Source organism: Rhizobium sp. P44RR-XXIV (genome assembly GCF_001999485.2).
Taxonomy (GTDB): domain Bacteria; phylum Pseudomonadota; class Alphaproteobacteria; order Rhizobiales; family Rhizobiaceae; genus Rhizobium.
Genome location: NZ_MPVZ02000023.1, coordinates 55,043 through 71,503 on the forward strand (window position 1 = coordinate 55,043; position 16,461 = coordinate 71,503).

Annotated in this window: 15 protein-coding genes; 1 reads left to right on the top strand and 14 read right to left on the bottom strand. The window is 59.5% G+C overall.

What is annotated here, in order from left to right; translation table 11 throughout:
• Positions 1–199 precede the first annotated feature (199 nt).
• The 12 genes from opgC to BSK43_RS03125 all read right to left on the bottom strand — a co-directional run bounded on the left by opgC (position 200) and on the right by BSK43_RS03125 (position 12,876).
• Complete coding sequence (opgC, locus tag BSK43_RS03075; RefSeq protein ID WP_077470486.1) at positions 200–1,414, bottom strand: OpgC domain-containing protein; 1,215 nt, start codon at positions 1,412–1,414, stop codon at positions 200–202.
• Positions 1,415–2,090: 676 nt separating this feature from the next.
• A complete protein-coding gene (locus BSK43_RS35000) occupies positions 2,091–2,249 on the bottom strand; it encodes a hypothetical protein (RefSeq protein WP_167343891.1) in 159 nt (52 codons plus the stop codon).
• Positions 2,250–2,413: 164 nt separating this feature from the next.
• A complete protein-coding gene (locus BSK43_RS03080; RefSeq protein WP_068390101.1) occupies positions 2,414–2,602 on the bottom strand; it encodes a hypothetical protein in 189 nt (62 codons plus the stop codon).
• Positions 2,603–2,761: 159 nt separating this feature from the next.
• On the bottom strand, positions 2,762–3,511 hold the full coding sequence (locus BSK43_RS03085; RefSeq protein WP_077470484.1) for an ABC transporter ATP-binding protein: 750 nt from the start codon (positions 3,509–3,511) through the stop codon (positions 2,762–2,764).
• Positions 3,508–4,341, bottom strand: a complete 834-nt coding sequence (locus BSK43_RS03090) for an ABC transporter ATP-binding protein (protein WP_077470483.1) — start codon at positions 4,339–4,341, stop codon at positions 3,508–3,510. The genes BSK43_RS03085 and BSK43_RS03090 overlap by 4 nt, the downstream gene beginning before the upstream one ends.
• Entirely contained in the window at positions 4,338–5,264 is a 927-nt protein-coding gene (locus BSK43_RS03095) for an ABC transporter permease (protein WP_077470482.1), read from the bottom strand. Before BSK43_RS03095 ends, BSK43_RS03090 begins: the two co-directional genes overlap by 4 nt.
• Positions 5,261–6,328: an ABC transporter permease gene (locus BSK43_RS03100; protein ID WP_077470481.1), complete on the bottom strand. Its 1,068-nt coding sequence runs from the start codon at positions 6,326–6,328 to the stop codon at positions 5,261–5,263. Before BSK43_RS03100 ends, BSK43_RS03095 begins: the two co-directional genes overlap by 4 nt.
• Positions 6,329–6,346: 18 nt before the next feature.
• Positions 6,347–7,990 carry an ABC transporter substrate-binding protein gene (locus BSK43_RS03105; protein WP_077470480.1) on the bottom strand — a complete coding sequence of 548 codons (1,644 nt, stop codon included), beginning with the start codon at positions 7,988–7,990 and terminating at the stop codon, positions 6,347–6,349.
• Between the two features lie 37 nt (positions 7,991–8,027).
• Positions 8,028–9,098 (bottom strand): dipeptidase, encoded by a 1,071-nt coding sequence (locus tag BSK43_RS03110; protein WP_077470479.1) that lies wholly within the window; start codon positions 9,096–9,098, stop codon positions 8,028–8,030.
• A gap of 176 nt (positions 9,099–9,274) precedes the next feature.
• Positions 9,275–10,300, bottom strand: coding sequence for an ABC transporter permease (locus BSK43_RS03115; protein WP_068389786.1), 1,026 nt, complete (start codon positions 10,298–10,300; stop codon positions 9,275–9,277).
• A gap of 32 nt (positions 10,301–10,332) precedes the next feature.
• Positions 10,333–11,874: a sugar ABC transporter ATP-binding protein gene (locus BSK43_RS03120; RefSeq protein ID WP_068389783.1), complete on the bottom strand. Its 1,542-nt coding sequence runs from the start codon at positions 11,872–11,874 to the stop codon at positions 10,333–10,335.
• A gap of 72 nt (positions 11,875–11,946) precedes the next feature.
• Positions 11,947–12,876: a sugar ABC transporter substrate-binding protein gene (locus tag BSK43_RS03125; protein ID WP_068390096.1), complete on the bottom strand. Its 930-nt coding sequence runs from the start codon at positions 12,874–12,876 to the stop codon at positions 11,947–11,949.
• A gap of 369 nt (positions 12,877–13,245) precedes the next feature.
• On the opposite strand from BSK43_RS03125, the gene BSK43_RS03130 reads away from it, so the two are divergent.
• A complete protein-coding gene (locus BSK43_RS03130; protein WP_077470478.1) occupies positions 13,246–13,752 on the top strand; it encodes a DUF1993 domain-containing protein in 507 nt (168 codons plus the stop codon).
• 46 nt (positions 13,753–13,798) lie between these two features.
• On the opposite strand, the gene BSK43_RS03135 is transcribed toward BSK43_RS03130, so the two are convergent.
• Both BSK43_RS03135 and galE read right to left on the bottom strand, forming a co-directional pair.
• The gene (locus tag BSK43_RS03135) at positions 13,799–15,370 is read right to left on the bottom strand and encodes an alkaline phosphatase family protein (RefSeq protein WP_077470477.1); all 1,572 of its coding nucleotides are present in this window, start codon (positions 15,368–15,370) and stop codon (positions 13,799–13,801) included.
• Positions 15,348–16,331 (bottom strand): UDP-glucose 4-epimerase GalE, encoded by a 984-nt coding sequence (gene galE, locus BSK43_RS03140; RefSeq protein WP_077470476.1) that lies wholly within the window; start codon positions 16,329–16,331, stop codon positions 15,348–15,350. The genes BSK43_RS03135 and galE overlap by 23 nt, the downstream gene beginning before the upstream one ends.
• Positions 16,332–16,461: the final 130 nt, after the last annotated feature.

The window sequence follows — 16,461 nt, forward strand, 5'->3', positions numbered from 1 at the left end:
AGCGCCGTCACGTCGTCGATATAACAATTAAATTTTGCACAACAAGATTTTGGGCACCCTAATTTCTGCTGCGACGCACCCAATTCATTTCGCGTTGCAGAAAAATCACGTCACACTTCCTTCGCGAAAGTGTCACAATGGAATTACAAAGGGAAATCAGATGATTGAGCCGAACGCCAAGTCCAGCTCCGGGAAGCGCTCAGTGACGCTTCCCGATATGAACCGGCATGGCGATCGCCCTCGCCGGTGCCTTCTCAGCCCTTTGAGCGCCAGCCTGGAGCCGCTTGTGCTCGAGATGATAGGCGTAGAGGAACTGCGCGGCGATACCAATGACGACATAGATAGCGCCGACGACCGGGTTCGAATGGGTCACGTAGAGGAGGACCTGGCCCGCCATGGCGAGGATCGTACCAGCAACGAAGATGCTCAGCGAATGCCGCCCGAGGATCGTCAGCGGATGATTGGCGGAACGGCGCAGGAACCGCGAAATCGAGGGAACGCTGACAATCAGATAGGCGAGCGCCAGCACATGCAGCAATCGCGGCAGCGACAGGAAAGTCTTGTCGAAGCCGGTGACCACGTTCGGCAGGCCAAGCGTCGCCAGATAGTCGCCGAGCACCCAGAGCTTGTCGGTCACCCAGATGAACGACAGGAGCACATAGGCGGAGGCGAGCGCGATCAGCAGCGGATGAACAGGCATCCGCCCGCCGCGCTTCACATGCATCGTAGCGGTAAAGCCGATGACGAACAGGAATTGCCAGGATAGCGGATTGAGGAACCAGAAACCGTCGAGCAGCGTCGTATGCGGTGCGATGTAATAGATACCCGCCACAAGCCAGACGGCGGCAGAGACGGCAAGCAGGAGCAGGCGGCTTTTCGCTTCCAGCAGCATGATCAGCGGCAGCATCAGAAACAGGGCGGCATACATCGGCAGGATGTTGTTGTAGCCGATCTGGTGACCAAGCGTCAGCAGGGCCGGAATGCCGCGCGCCGGATCCATCAGCAGTGCGAGGATATTCACTTCCGTCAGGAGGCCCTTCTGGTGGAATATCCAGGCGCCGGAAATGAACAGGATCAGCGTCACGAAGGTTGTGATCATATGCGCGGTGTAAAGCGTGAAGGCGCGCTTCACCGCCTTCCACATCATCGCCAGCCGGTTGCCGGGAGAAAACCTCGTTCCATAGGCGAGACCCACGGAAATGCCGGAGATCAGCACGAAGGCTTCGGCTCCATCGGAAAATCCGAAATTCTTCGAGGTTATCGACTCGAAGATCTGCCCAGGAACGTGATTGATGAAGATCATGATCAAAGCCAAGGCTCTCAGGACATCCAGTCGTGTGTCCCGCGTCGCCACTGGCTTCGGCACATTGATTTGTTGTGCCGGTGTCAGGCCGATATCCGCCCTTGAGTTCATGAAACTCTCCTGTTCCAACAATCAAATGCAATCAAGGCCAAAGAGTTCCCCCTTTGGCCCCGATCTTCGAAGTGAAACAGTGCAAAACGCTACTGTTCGATCGGATAGCCCTCTTCGGGATGGGCGACCGCCCTGTCATTACGTTGACCGAGTATCCCATCGCATCAGGCGCTTTTGAGACAGAAATACGGCGATTTCCGCTCGATAGATTGCAGATTGATGTCTGCCGTAAAGTCATCCCAGTTCGAAAGCAGCGCCGGCTTGACGCAAGCTAACCTGTGTTTGAAGCGGAAGCCGAAAACGCCTCCGATTGCTACGCGATACAGCCAGCCGGCCGAGATCCTGAGCGCTAGGTCCAACCGGCCAAACCGGTCAATTTCCCTTCGCTGTAAATATCAGCGGCAGCGATACAGGGCTTTACACGATAGATATCGGCCCGATCACGATCGCGTGCGTACTTTCATTTAGGGCGAATCGACTTCGCCCGGCGGAGTTTATCGCCTGAACAAGGAGGGATGTCACGGGTGAAAATGACGAGGGAGTCCATGTGGAAAAACGCGGCATCGACAACTCGGTCAACCGCGCTTTCAATATCCGTCATGTGAGGAAATGGATTTAACGGGAGTCTATTGGCAGAAGGCGATCAGATCCGCCTTCTCCACACAGAACTCACCAATCAGACGACGATGCCGCAAACAATGGCCGCAACGAATAAAAATGCCGCGGAAAACAGAACGACGTGAATCGCTGTCTGGATCTTGTGCCGCGTCTTGGCAGCTCGCTTGGAACCATCGAACTGATTCACATGCGTATTCGACATACCCAAATTCGCCATGTGTTGCCTCCGTTCGTTTTTCTTATCTATCTCGGCTTAAGCGCAGAAACGAATATTCATACATTTCCTATCAATTAGGTAGAGATGAATTTCCGTCCAGAACATCGCTCGAGAAAAAATAAACCACTGGATTGCAAAGGGCTCAAAAGATCGGCGAAGCCAAATCAGCAGAGAATGCGGCGAGCCCAAATCAAGCTGCGCTCGATGGCGCTGGTATCGGCGGCCTGCTCTTCGGCAGGTCCGGCCTGGCGGCGGCTATTGTCTTCGCAATGAGAAGCGGACCGTGCACCTTCCTGCTTCGCCGGAACTGGCGGATGAAGATATCCCATGGTCATGCCACCCATGAAAAACATGCCTGCCTCCACTTGCGTGTGACCCTTAATCGGGATCACGAAAGTTAACCGCCATTAACGAGATCATGACAGAATTGCGGCAGGTGTCAATAGTCTACAGGATTGGTCGTGTTTCAAGGGCGATTCGTTAATGCCGCCCGAGGGTTGGATATCGTCCGCTCAAGCGCGGACGAAACCCTTGCTGGCGATCATCAGATTGCGCGTATAGTCTTGGCTGACGTCGCCTGCCGCCAATTGCTGAGCACTCAGCCGCTCGACGACCGCACCGTTGCGCATGACCACCAGACGCTCGCACATATGCGTGACGACGCCGAGATCGTGGCTCACCATGACGAAAGTCAGATTGCGATCTCTGCGCACCTGTTCGAGCAGGTTGAGCACTTCCGCCTGCACTGAGGCATCGAGAGCCGAGGTCGGCTCGTCAAGCAGCAGGATCGACGGTTCGACGATCAGCGCGCGGGCAATGGCGACGCGCTGGCGCTGGCCGCCAGAGAGCTGGTGCGGATAGCGGAAGCGGAAACCGCTGCCGAGACCCACTTCATCAAGCGCCCTGGCAATGCGTGTCTCGCTGTCGCCGATACCATGGATCGCCAGCGGCTCCAGCAGCAGCCGGTCGATCGTCTGACGCGGATGCAGGGAGCCATAGGGATCCTGGAACACCATCTGCACCTGGCGATAGAAGGTCCTGCTGCGTCGCGCGCCCTTCAACTGCTCGCCGCCGACGCGGATCGTGCCGTCGGTGACGGGCGCAAGGCCCGCGACGGCGCGCAGCAGCGTCGACTTGCCGGAGCCGGATTCGCCGACCAGGCCGAAGGATTCGCCCTTGTTCACCTCGACGCTGACGGCATCGAGAGCATAGTAGCCGTCATAGACGACGCTGAGGCCATCAACTGCAAGCGTTGCCGTCATGCCGCCCACTCCGGCTTGCGATCGAGAACCGGCAACGGATGACGGTTCTCACCGATAACGGGCATGCAGTTCAGCAGGCCGCGCGTATAGGGATGCTGGGCATTGTTCAGTTCGGAAGCCTTGATTTCCTCCACGACCCTGCCTGCATACATGACGATCACCCGATCGCAGAAGGACGACACCAGCCGCAGGTCGTGCGACACGAAGATCAGCCCCATGCCGCGCTCGGAAACCAGCTTGTCCATGATGCCGAGCACATCGAGCTGTACGGTGACGTCGAGCGCCGATGTCGGCTCGTCGGCGATCAGCAGTTCCGGCCCGGCGATGAGCATCATGGCGATCATCACGCGCTGGCCCATGCCACCGGAGACCTCGTGCGGATGCAGGTTGTAGACACGGGCGGGGTCGCGGATCTGCACGGCTTCGAGCATGGCCATGGCACGGTCGCGCGCTTCGCCCCTGCCGACCTTCTCATGCGTGCGCAGCGTCTCGGTGATCTGCTTGCCGATGGGCATGACCGGATCGAGCGAATATTTCGGATCCTGCAATACCATGGCGATGCGCTTGCCGCGCAGCGACCGGCGCTCTTTGGCGGAAATCGACAGGAGATCCATGCCGCTGAAATTCAACTTGTCGGCGCTGATGAGGGCGTGTGGCGGCGTCAGCCCCATGATGGCGCGGCCGGTCTGCGATTTGCCCGAGCCGCTTTCGCCGACGATGCCGAGCCTTTCGCGGCCGAGCGTGAAGGACACACCGCGCACGGCCTCGATGATACCAGTGCGAGTGGGATAGCGGACCCTGAGATTCTCTACGGTCAGCAGCTCTGTCATTGGCCACTCTCCTTGGGATCGAGCGCGTCGCGCAGGCCATCGCCGAGCAGGTTGAAGCCGAGGCTGACGATCAGGATCGCGATACCGGGCATGGCCGCCACCCACCATTGATCGAGATAGTATTTGAAGCCGCTTGCAATCATGACGCCCCATTCCGGCAAGGGCGGCTGCGCGCCAAGGCCGAGGAAGCCGAGACCGGCGGCGGTCAGGATCACGCCCGCCATATCGAGCGTGACGCGGACGATCACCGAGGAGATGCAAAGCGGCATGACGTGGCGGAAGATGATGCGCAGCGACGAGGCGCCCATCAGCTGCACCGCGGCGATATAGTCGGAGCGCCTGACGGTCATCGTTTCGGCACGGGCCAGACGCGCATAAGGCGGCCAGGAGGTAATGGCGATGGCGATGACGGCATTCTCGATGCCGGCGCCGAGCGCGCCGGCGAAGGCGAGCGCCAGCACCAGTTTCGGGAAGGCGAGGAAGATGTCGGTAATGCGCATCAGGATCGTATCGGTCCAACCGCCGAGATAGCCGGCAACCATGCCGATGATCAGCCCGATCGGCGCCGATATGATCGCAACCAGCACGACGATGTAGAGCGTCCAGCGCGAACCGTAGATCAGGCGGGACAGGATATCGCGCCCGAGATCGTCCGTGCCGAGAAGATAGCCCGGCGTGCCCGGCGGCTTCAGATAGGCGTTGGTCAGATCGCCGATGACGGGCGAATGCGGTGCGATGACATCGGCAAGTGCTGCCACCAGCACCAGCGCGATGATGATCAGCAATCCGACGACGGCCAGGCGATTGGCGGAGAATTGCCGCCACGTGACGTAGGCACGCCCCAGTCTTGCCTGCCGGCGCGATTGCGGCCGGTCCGACAGCAGCCAATCCCTCAGGCTGGGTTGGGTGATCTCAGCCGTCATTTACGTCGCGTCCTTGGATCCAGGGTCCGATAGAGCAGATCGGAAATCAGGTTGATGGCGATGAAAACCGTGCCGATGACGATCGTGCCGCCGAGCACGGCGTTCATGTCGGCATTGCGCAGGGAACTGGTGATGTAGAAGCCGATGCCCGGCCAGGAGAAGACGATCTCCGTCAGCACCGAGCCTTCCAGCAGCGACGCGTAGGAAAGCGCAATCACCGTGATCAGCGGCACCATGGCACTGCGCAAGGCATGTCCCCAGATCACCCGCGTCTCGGAAAGACCCTTGGCGCGCGCGGCAACGATATATTCCTGCCCCAACTCGTTCAGCATGAAGCTGCGCGTCATGCGGCTGATATAGGCAAGCGCGAAATAGCCGAGAAGCGAGGCCGGCAGGATGATATGGCGGAACACGTCCCAGAAGACGTCCCACTGTCCCTGCATGGCGCTGTCGAGCAGGAAGAAGCCGGTAACCGGGGTGAATGTATATTCGAAGGCGATGTCGATACGACCGGGATAGGCGACCCAGTTCAGCTTCGCATAGAAGATGAGGAGCGAAACCATCGCCAGCCAGAAGACCGGCAGCGAATAGCCGACAAGGCCGATGACGCGCACGATCTGGTCGATGAAGCTGTTGCGCTTCACTGCGGCGAGAACGCCGAAGGGGACGCCGAACAACGCGCCGATGATCGTACCCACTGTCGCGAGCTCCATCGTCGCGGGGAAGACCCGTTTGATATCGTCCATGACGGGATTGGTGGTCAGCACCGACGTGCCGAAATCACCGCTGAGCGCACTCAACAGGTAATAATAGAACTGCTGATAAAGCGGCTGGTCGAGATGCATCTCGCGGCGCAGACGCTCCACCACTTGCGTCGGGGCATGGTCGCCGGCGATCGCCAGTGCCGGATCGATCGGTATGACGCGTCCGATAAAGAAGGTGACGGCCAGAAGGCCAAGATAGGTCGTGACCGCAACGATGAGGAATCGCAGCAGACCCATGAAGAAAGGAGCGGCACGGCCCTTCTTGGGCCGCACCTGCATTTTCCGTTCGACGGTGCTCAAAGATCCAATCCTACCGGATTATCGCTTCGAGATCGGCCAGACGAAGTTGTTGTCGAAGCTCGGACCGAGCTTGAAGTTCTCCACATCCTTGCGATAGCCGGCGACTTCCGTCTGCTGGTAGAGGATGATGAAGGGGCTCGCTTCCAGGAATTTCTTCTGGATTTCCTGATACATGGCGCCGCGCTTGGTGGCATCGCTCTCGAAGAGGGCAGCCTTGGCTTCCTTCTCCAGCTCCGGAGAGGTCCAGGTATTGCGCCAGGTCAGCGTCTTGTTGTTGCTGGTATCGGAATTGTCGTCGTTGGTCGTGAAGGTATCGGCGTTGGAATGGGGATCCCAATAGTCCGGGCCCCAGTTGCCGAAATAGATATCGTGGTTGCGCGCACGGTACTTGGTCAGCTTCTGCTTGCCGTCGCCGGGGATGATCTCGACCTTGATGCCGGCCTGGCCGAGCGTCTGCTGGATCGCGGTTGCGATGCTCGTATCCGGCTCGATACTGCGCACGTCCATGGTGATCGAGAAACCATTCGGCAGGCCTGCCTTGGCCAGCAACTCCTTGGCCTTGGCAACGTCGAGCTTGAACGGGTTTTCATCCAGCGAGCCGAGCATGCCCTTCGGTTCGAAGGTCTGATGGATCTCGCCGATGCCCTTGATCAGCGTCTTGCCGATGGCGTCGTAGTCGACCAGATATTTGAACGCCTGCTGCACTTCCGGCTTGGCAAGGTTCGGATTCTTCTGGTTGAGGCTCATATAGTAGATCGTGCCCTTCGGCGCGCTCGTCGAAGCCAGCTGCGGGTTCTTTTCCACGGCCTCGAGATCGGTCGGCGACAGGTTGCGGGCAATATCGATATCGCCGTTCTCGAGCGCCAGGCGCTGTGCCGAGCTTTCCTTCATGAAGCGATAGATGACGCGGTTCAGCTTCGCCTTTTCGCCGTAGTAATTGTCGTTGCGCTCAAGCACGACAGCTTCGTTGGCGCGCCATTCGCGCAGCTTCAGCGGGCCGGAGCCGGCGAAACCGGTCTTCAGCCAGCCATTGCCGAAATCATTGTCATACTTGTAGTCGGCCGACGGCGTCACCGGCTTGACGTGCTGCAGCGTCAGCTTCTTGTCGACCACTTCGGCGACCGTTGCCGTCAGGCAGTTCAGCACGAAGCTCGGCGCATAGGGCTTGTCGACGGTGAAGGTGAAGGTGTTTGGATCGGTCGCCTTGGCCTTTTCCGTGACATTGTCGCCGGTGAGGCCGAACTGGGTAAGGATGAAGGCCGGGCTCTTGTCGAGCTTGACGACGCGCTCGAAGGACCATGCGACGTCTTCAGCGGTGATCGGGTTGCCGGAAGCGAACTTCAGGCCGGGCTTGAGCTTGAACGTATAGGTCAGGTGATCGTCGGAGACAGACCAGCTCTCGGCGATATCGGCCTTGATCTTGGAGGTGTCGTTGATGTCGAGGCGGACGAGCAGGCTATAGGTGTTGCCGGTGATTTCAGCCGTGGAGAGCTCATAGGCTTCGGCCGGATCCATGCTGAGAATATCGTCGAAGGCAAAGCCTTCGACCAGCGTGTCCTTGGGCGTTGCGGCATAGGCATTCGGCGCGGCCATCAGCAGAAGCGACAGAGCCACGCCGGCGGAAAGCGCCCGAAAACGGCCATTCATCTTGGTGATAATCATTATTGTCATTCCCCTTTTTTAAAAACTCGAAGCAATGTCAGGACGCACTCGTTGAGTTGCCTTCCTTCCAGGCGGACGCCAGGACGCGAAGCCAGTTCTCCCTGCACAGCTTTGCAAGATCTGTCTCACCATAGCCAACGTTCCGAAGAGCGGCAATCAGCTTCTGGTTACCTGCTGCATCGCTAATTTCCTCAGGAATGGTGGCGCCGTCGAAGTCCGATCCGAGGCCGACGCAATCGATGCCGACACGCGAAACAAGATGATCGACGTGGCGCACCATCGCCTCCAGCGGCGTATCGGCATCCGAGCGGGCATCCTCGCGCAGCATGGCCGTCGCGTAGTTGAGGCCGACGATGCCGTGGCTTTCCTTGATCGCGTCCAGCTGCTTGTCGGTGAGGTTGCGCGCAACCGGCGTCAGAGCATGCGCATTGGAATGGCTGGCTACGAGCGGCTGGTCCGATGTCTTGGCGACATCCCAGAAGCCCTTCTCGGTGATGTGGGCGAGATCGACGAGGATGCCGAGCCGGTTGCAAGCGCGCACCAGCGCGAAGCCGGCATCCGTCAGGCCGGGTCCGGTATCGGGAGAGCTTGGATAGGCGAAAGGAACGCCATGAGCGAAGACATTGTTGCGGCTCCAGACGGGACCGAGCGAGCGCAGCCCGGCAGCGTAGAAGGTTTCGAGCGCGACGAGATCGGCATCGATGGCTTCGCAGCCTTCCATATGCATGACAGCCGCGAAGATGCCCTTTTCCATGCAATCGCGGATATCAGCGGTGGTGCGGCAAAGCTTCCAGGCGCCGGCGCGATCGAGCCTGAGCGCAATCGCCGCCATTTCGAGGGCGATATCGAGCGACTGTGCCCGTTCCAGAGGAGCAGCCAGCGGCGTCGCATAGTGACCGTTGCTGTCCGGATCGGCAAAGACGAGATCGCCCGATGGAATGTAGATGGCGCAGAGACCGCCGGCGAGACCACCCGCCTTGGCGCGGGGTGCATCGATATGGCCGCTCGATATCCCGTCCCTGAACTCGGCGATCGGATCGGCGCCATCGCGCTGGTGATGCCAAAGTCTCAGAAGAACGTCGTTATGACCATCGAATACGGATTGCATCGTCTATCCTGGATGAAGCGCCCTCGAGGGCGAATGGAAAGCGGCCAGAATAGAAAAGCTGACAGGATTCGCCATAGCCAAAAGAAAAAAATTTGCATTTGCATGCAATGCCGCAGTCAAATGCAAAAGGCGGGGCAAAACCCCGCCTCAAATTTACCAATGATGTTTCAGGCAGCTCAGCGCTTGGCGCGCTTCTTCTGGCGATAGACGTCGATGGCGACGGCGGCGATGATGATGACGCCCTTGGCGATTTCCTGGTAATAGGCATCCACATTCAGGAAGGTGAAGCCGGAAATCATCACGCCGAGAATGATCGTGCCGATCACCGTGCCGGCGATGCGCCCGACGCCGCCGGTGAGCGAGGTGCCGCCGATGACGGCCGCTGCAATTGCGTCCAACTCATAGGTGACGCCCATGCCGGCCTGCGCCGTCTGGACGCGGGCAGCGGTGATGATACCGGCAAGACCGGCCAGAAGGCCTGCAATTGCATAGACCTTGACCAGGTGTCCCTCGACATTGATGCCCGAGACGCGCGCCGCCTGCACATTGGCGCCGATCGCATAGGTGAACTTGCCGTAGCGCGTATAACGCAGCACCACATGGAAAATGACCGCGATGATCAGGAAGACGACGACGGGCCAGATGCCGGAGCCGATGAAATTGAACTGATCGGTCAAGCCCGAGATCGGCTGCCCCTTGGTATAGAGCTTCGACAGGCCCCGCGCCGAGACCATCATGCCGAGCGTGGCGATGAAAGGAGGGATTTTCGTCCGGGTGATGAGCTGGCCGTTGATATAGCCGGCGAGAAGGCCGATCAGCAAACCGATGCCAATCGGAACGAAGAAAGGCATGTCGGTCAGTGCCGGATAGACGGCGCGGGCCCATGTCGAAGACTGGGCGAAACTGGCGGCGACCATGGCCGTCAGGCCGACGACGGAACCGGACGATAGATCGATGCCGCCTGTAATGATGACCTGCGTCACGCCGACGGAGATGATGCCGATGACGGAGACCTGCAGGATCATGATCTTCAGGCGCTGCAGATTCAACAGGAAGCTCTGGCCGACGAAGATCCAGCCCAAGACTTCACAGAGAAGCGCGATGCCGATCAGCACGAGGAAGATGCCGAGTTCCGGAGGAACGCGGCGGCGTCTCGGACGGGTCAATGCCGGTGCGGCGGCCTCTGCTGCTTTGCTAACCATGGTTCAGTCCTCCCTTGCGACGGTTGGCGGCGTCACTGCGCGGCCAGCTCCATCACCTTCACTTGAGTTGCGTCCGCGCGATCCAGGAATCCGGTAACCCGCCCCTCATGCATCACCATGATGCGGTCGCTCATGCCGAGCACCTCGGGCATTTCCGAGGAGATCATGATGACGGCGACGCCGTTGCGCGCCATTTCGGTGACCAGGCGATGGATTTCCGCCTTGGCGCCGACATCGATGCCGCGGGTCGGTTCGTCGAGGATCAGGATGCGGGGATTGGTGAGCAGCCACCGGCCGATCAGCGCCTTCTGTTGATTGCCGCCGGACAGGTTTTCGATGCGCTCATCGAGGTTCGGCGTCTTGACGCGCAACTTCCTGGCCATCTCCTCGCAGACCTGCTCGATCGCGCCCTCCTGCACGAAGCCGCCACGCACGAACTTGTCGTGCAGCACGGCAACCTGCATGTTTTCGAGCACGCTGAGGATGAGAAGACAGCCGGTATCCTTGCGGTCTTCGGTCAGGAACGCCATGCCGTGACGGATCGCCGCCGCCGGCGAGGAAATCTCGACCGTCTTGCCGAACAGCTCGATGGTGCCGGACGAAGCAGGCGTCACGCCAAAGAGCGTCTCGGCGACATTCGACCGGCCCGATCCCACCAGCCCGGCAACGCCGAGGATTTCGCCGGCCCTGACATCGAAGGTAATATTCGAGAAGACGCCGTCGAGGCTGAGATCCTTGACCGAGAGGACGGTATCACCGATCGGCACCTCTTCCTTCGGAAACATCTGCGTAATCTCACGACCGACCATCATGCGGATGATGTCGTCGCGCGTGACGTCCGTAGAGGCGTGGGTGCCGATATATTTACCGTCGCGGAACACCGAGAATTCGTCGGCGATCTCGAACAGCTCGTTCATCTTGTGGGTGATGTAGACGATGCCGATGCCCTGCTCGCGCAAGCCTCGGATAATTTCGAACAGATGCGCCACTTCGCGCTCGGTCAGAGCCGAGGTCGGCTCGTCCATGATCAGCACGTCGGAATTGTAGGAAACCGCCTTGGCGATTTCGACCATCTGCCGGCTGGCGACCGAAAGCTCGCTCACCTGGATTTCAGGGTCGATGGAAATGTTGAGGCGGCTGAAGAGCTCTTCCGTCTTGCGGCTCATCTCGGTGTGATCGACGAAGCCGAAGCGGTTCTTCGGCTCGCGGCGGATCCAGATATTCTCGGCCACCGTCATGAAGGGCATCAGGTTCAGTTCCTGATGGATCATGGCAATGCCGTTTTCCAGCGCATCCAGAGGCGATTTCAGCCGGATTTCGACGCCCTTGAGGCGCACCTCGCCCTGGTCGGGAATATAGATGCCGGCAAGGATCTTCATCAGCGTCGACTTGCCGGCGCCGTTTTCACCCATCAGTGCATGCACCGTGCCGCGCTTCAGATGGAAAGAAACATCGTCGAGGGCCAGAACGCCTGGAAATTCCTTGCGGATGCCGTCTGCGCTCAGCAGAAAGGCCGAATTGGGGACGGCGCCGCTGGCGCGCACCGCAGCCATGGTCGATGGGCTTACAACCATTTTTCCCTCCCGGGCAGATCAGATTTGTGGGGATGCGGGATCAGGCGCCCGCATCCGTCGATCATCGCGGCATCAGTTCTTCTTGACGAAGTCCTTGACGTTCGCGGGCGTCACGAGCTGGAAGGGAATGTAGACCTTCTTGTCGACCTTATCGCCCTTGGCAAGCTTCAGCGCGGCATCCACGGCGCCCTTGCCCTGGCCGGCAGCATCCTGGAACACGGTGACCTTCAGGTCGCCGGCCTGCATTGCAGCCAAAGCATCCTGCGTCGCGTCGACACCGGCAACGACGATCTTGTCGAGCGACTTGCCCGAAGCCTTGAGCGCCTGGATGGCGCCGATCGCCATTTCGTCGTTGTTGGAAATCACGGCATCGAATTCGAGGCCGCTGGAAAGCCAGTTGGTGACGAGGTCGGCGCCCTGGGTACGCTGCCAGTTGGCGGTCTGCTCCTGGACGATGGTGATGCCCTTGCATTCATCGGTGGCAAGAACGTCATGTACGTCCTTGGTGCGCATACGGGCTGCCTGGTTGGACAGTTCGCCCATCATGACGACGGCCTTGCCCTTGCCGCCGAGAAGCCTGCACACTTCCTTGGCTTCCAGCGTGCCGGATTCCTGCTCGTTGGAGGCTACGAAGGCCTGCTTCTCCGGAAGGCTGTCGACGTTTGCCGGCTCGCGGTTGACGTAGATGAGCGGGATCTTGGCATCGGCGGCGAGCTTGGAAATCGCGGCCGTCGCGTCGGTATCGACCGGGTTTACGATGATGGCATCGACCTTACTGGCGATGAAGTTCTGGACCTGGCTCTGCTGCTTGGCGATATCGTTCTGAGCGTCTTCGACCTGCAGCGTCACGCCGTTCAGGCCCTTTGCGTAGTCCTGCATGCCGTTGCGCAGAACGGTGAGGAAGTTGTCGTCGAACAGCGCCATCGACACGCCGATGGTTTCGGCATGAGCCGCGGTCGACAACATGAGCGCCATCGCCGAGCCAAGAATAAATTTCTTCATGTTTTCCTCCCAGATACGGTGCCCGGCCACACCCCTCCTAAATGCCGGAACCCTCGGCCTCGACCGCAGGGCGTCTATTCAATTCGGCCACCACTCCCATGGTGGCCACGCTAAAAACGGAACAAACAAACCGTAAAATTCTATATGCGGAATATTCATTCCATTTTTCATGACAAACGTCAACAGTAATTTCAGGCCGCATCGCAGGAGGGAGCGAAGGCGGATTTATTGTCGCTGCTACTGCAAGATTCGGCCGTCGAACCTACATAGGGGCACCCCGCCCGATGGAACGGTTATTTCATCGCCACAGGAGCGGGTTAGAATGCCGCCGATCCCGGCCGCCCGAGCGGCCCGCAATGGAGAACAAACATGCCCTCGATGTACAGTTTCTCGGTCCCCGTCTTTCAACGCGGCCTGCAAAACCTTTCGGCCTATCTCGACAAGATCGAAGCCTATGCCACTGAGAAGGGTATCGAGCCGAACGAGCTCGTCGCCGCACGCCTCTTTGACGACATGCTACCGCTTTCCGGTCAGTACCAGCGCGCTTCCGATACGGCGAAGCTCACCATCGCCCGGCTCGCGGGCATCAATGCCCCGAGCTTCGAAGACAATGAGACAACCGTCGCCGACCTGCGCGAACGTCTGAAGAAAACCCAGGATTTCCTGGCGACGGTGACGCCGGAGACTATGGAAGGCAGCGATGTCAGGGAGGTCACGATCTCCCCGGGCGGCAATAAGACCGTCTTCAAGGGCGAGGATTATCTGGCAAAATTCGCGCTGCCGAACTTCTTCTTCCACATCACCACGGCGCACGGAATATTGCGCAGCCGCGGCCTGCCTGTGGGCAAGATGACCTATCTCGGATCGTTTGCCTGAAGAGTGACATCAGGAAAATTGCGTAAAAGCAAATAGCCGGAACGACTCAGGGCCGGCGCGAAACCGGCCCTTCTTCCGTCAATTCCGTATAGGCGAGCGTCTGATCCAGATGCTCCGCTCGCAATGAGAGAAGCTTTTCGGCATAGGCAAGCCGGATGGCCATGTAAGCGCTATCGTCTGCGACGTTCGAAAGCTCCATCGGATCTTTCGCCAGATCGAACAGGACAGGTGGAAGACCGGCGAAGTGGACATATTTGAACCGCTCGTCGCGGATAACGGCGAGATTGCAGGCATTGGATTTCAGGCCAAAATGCCGCTCGGGGCTTTCATTGGCGATGTCGCGAAAATCGAACTCCCAGAACGCGGCGTCGCGCCAGCTATCCGGGGCAGAGCCCTCGATGAACGGCAGAAGGCTTTCGCCATCGACATGGTTTTCAGGCACAATGCCAAGCCGGTCGCATAGCGTTGGAAAAATATCGGCGGAGCTGGTGAAATGCTCCACCTCGCTGCCACCCGCCGCAGGTTGGGCAGGGTCGCGAATAACGAGCGGCACATGATAGCTGGCGTCATAGAAGCCACCTTTGCCGAGCATCCAATGATCGCCCATCATCTCGGCATGGTCCGAGGTGAAGATGATCAGCGTATCGTCCCACGCACCGGCATCCTTCAATGCCTGCCAGATCCGGCCGAGCTGCGCGTCCACTTCTGAAATCATGCCATAATAGATGGCGCGGATCGCTGAAAGGTCCTCCGCAGACCAATCCGCGATGGAACCTTCGCCACCATACATAAACCCGCCCTTGCCGATCTGCGGCAGGGCAAAAGCAAGCAGCGGATGCACTGCCATCTCCGCCTCGCGATTGGCTACCCGCGCAAAGGCGGGGCCATCGGCGGCGGAGAACATGCGATTATAGGGCTCCGGCACCGAAAACGGCGGATGCGGCCTCAGAAAGGAAACATGCGCAAACCAGGGCGCGTCCTGCTCGCCAAGCCAGCGGATGAATTCCCCAGCCATGAAGGCCGTCTGCGTCTCATCCTTGGAATAGGCGGGCGCATTATTGGAAATCTCGCCGGGTGCGGCACCGACGGGGATATGGATATCGCGGTTGACGGCATCGGCGTGACCGCGCAACCGCAACCAGGACAGCCACTGCTTCTCATGCTCGGGCAGAAGTTGCCGTGCCGTGAAGCCGGGCAGCACACCCTCATAGGTCGTCAGATGCGGATCGCTGGGGTCCTTGCTGCGCGGATCGGGCGCCGTATCCGTGTAGCCGAATAGTGTCGGATCATAGCCTGCCCGCCGGGCCGCAAGCGCCAGATTGTCGAAACGGGCATCCAGCGGCGACCCGTTGCGGCAAACGCGATTGTTCATCTGGTAGAGGCCGGTATAGAGCGTCGCCCGCGCCGGTGAGCAAGGCGCGGCCCCCGCATAATGCCGGCGGAAGAGCACGCCCTCCCGCGCCAAGGCATCGACATTCGGCGTCTTGACACAATCATGGCCAACGGCGGAGAGGCAATCGCCCCGCCATTGATCGGCTGAAATCAGCATCACATTCGGGCGCTTGCCCTTGACGCTACGCGGAGGCGAAGACTGCTCAGTGCTGGTTGGATTTGGCATGCCAGTTCCATGCGGATTCGATGATCCCGGTCAGATCATATTGCGGCGACCAGCCAAGGATATCGCGGGCCTTGTCGTTATTGGCGACGAGCGTCGTCGAATCGCCCTCGCGACGGCCGACATATTCGACCGGGAACGGCCGCTTCGAGACGGTCTCGATTGTTCCGAGCAATTCCTTGACCGTCGTACCCGTGCCGGTGCCCAGATTGAGGGCAACGGAGTCACCACCGCGCAGTAGATATTCAACGGCGCGGACATGGGCATCGGCAAGGTCGAGCACATGGATGTAATCGCGAACGCAGGTGCCGTCGCGGGTATCATAGTCGCTGCCGAACACCTTGAAGCCCTGGCGACGGCCGAGCGCAGCATCGATCGCGAGCGGAATGGCGTGGGTTTCCGGCGTGTGCCACTCACCGATGCGCCCCTCGAAATCGGCGCCGGCAGCGTTGAAATAGCGCAGCACCACGGAGCGCAGGCCCTTGTACTGATCGTAATCGGCAAGCGCCTGCTCGACGATGTACTTGGTGCGGCCGTAGGGATTGATCGGCACCTGCTGGTGGCTCTCATCGAGCGGCACGCTCTGCGGCAGGCCGTAGGTCGCGCAGGTAGAGGAAAAGACGAAGGCATTGACGCCCGCCGCCTGCGCCGCCGACAGCAGCGTCAGCGTGCCGATGACGTTGTTTTCATAGAAGGATACGGGATCCTTGACCGACTCGCCGACTTCGATCAGCGCGGCGAAATGCAGAATGGCGGCCGGCTTGTGCTTGGCAAGGACTTCATCGAGGCGCGCCCGATCGCGAATATCGCCTTCCTCAGCCGGGCCCCATTTGACGAACTCACGGTGTCCATTGGAGAAATTGTCATAGACGACGGGCTTGAACCCCTTGTTCGCCAGATCCAGACATGTGTGCGAACCGATATAGCCGGCTCCGCCGACCACGAGCACCGTTTCTCCTGCCATGATCACCCCTTCTCAATTCACCAACAATCTGCCGCCTCAAATGCGGCGAACCGGCTTCGATCCGACGCGTACACTTAGAGAGCTGTAGCCGACTTGCAAGGCTGGAGAAAGAAGCAAGATTGGCACGATC

Bases quoted from the DNA above. Each gene is read 5' to 3' on its own strand.
- opgC (WP_077470486.1), bottom strand. From the start codon at position 1,414: ATGAACTCAAGGGCGGATATCGGCCTGACACCGGCACAACAAATCAAT.
- BSK43_RS35000 (WP_167343891.1), bottom strand. From the start codon at position 2,249: ATGGCGAATTTGGGTATGTCGAATACGCATGTGAATCAGTTCGATGGT.
- BSK43_RS03080 (WP_068390101.1), bottom strand. From the start codon at position 2,602: ATGTTTTTCATGGGTGGCATGACCATGGGATATCTTCATCCGCCAGTT.
- BSK43_RS03085 (WP_077470484.1), bottom strand. From the start codon at position 3,511: ATGACGGCAACGCTTGCAGTTGATGGCCTCAGCGTCGTCTATGACGGC.
- BSK43_RS03090 (WP_077470483.1), bottom strand. From the start codon at position 4,341: ATGACAGAGCTGCTGACCGTAGAGAATCTCAGGGTCCGCTATCCCACT.
- BSK43_RS03095 (WP_077470482.1), bottom strand. From the start codon at position 5,264: ATGACGGCTGAGATCACCCAACCCAGCCTGAGGGATTGGCTGCTGTCG.
- BSK43_RS03105 (WP_077470480.1), bottom strand. From the start codon at position 7,990: ATGATTATCACCAAGATGAATGGCCGTTTTCGGGCGCTTTCCGCCGGC.
- BSK43_RS03110 (WP_077470479.1), bottom strand. From the start codon at position 9,098: ATGCAATCCGTATTCGATGGTCATAACGACGTTCTTCTGAGACTTTGG.
- BSK43_RS03115 (WP_068389786.1), bottom strand. From the start codon at position 10,300: ATGGTTAGCAAAGCAGCAGAGGCCGCCGCACCGGCATTGACCCGTCCG.
- BSK43_RS03120 (WP_068389783.1), bottom strand. From the start codon at position 11,874: ATGGTTGTAAGCCCATCGACCATGGCTGCGGTGCGCGCCAGCGGCGCC.
- BSK43_RS03125 (WP_068390096.1), bottom strand. From the start codon at position 12,876: ATGAAGAAATTTATTCTTGGCTCGGCGATGGCGCTCATGTTGTCGACC.
- BSK43_RS03130 (WP_077470478.1), top strand. From the start codon at position 13,246: ATGCCCTCGATGTACAGTTTCTCGGTCCCCGTCTTTCAACGCGGCCTG.
- BSK43_RS03135 (WP_077470477.1), bottom strand. From the start codon at position 15,370: ATGCCAAATCCAACCAGCACTGAGCAGTCTTCGCCTCCGCGTAGCGTC.
- galE (WP_077470476.1), bottom strand. From the start codon at position 16,331: ATGGCAGGAGAAACGGTGCTCGTGGTCGGCGGAGCCGGCTATATCGGT.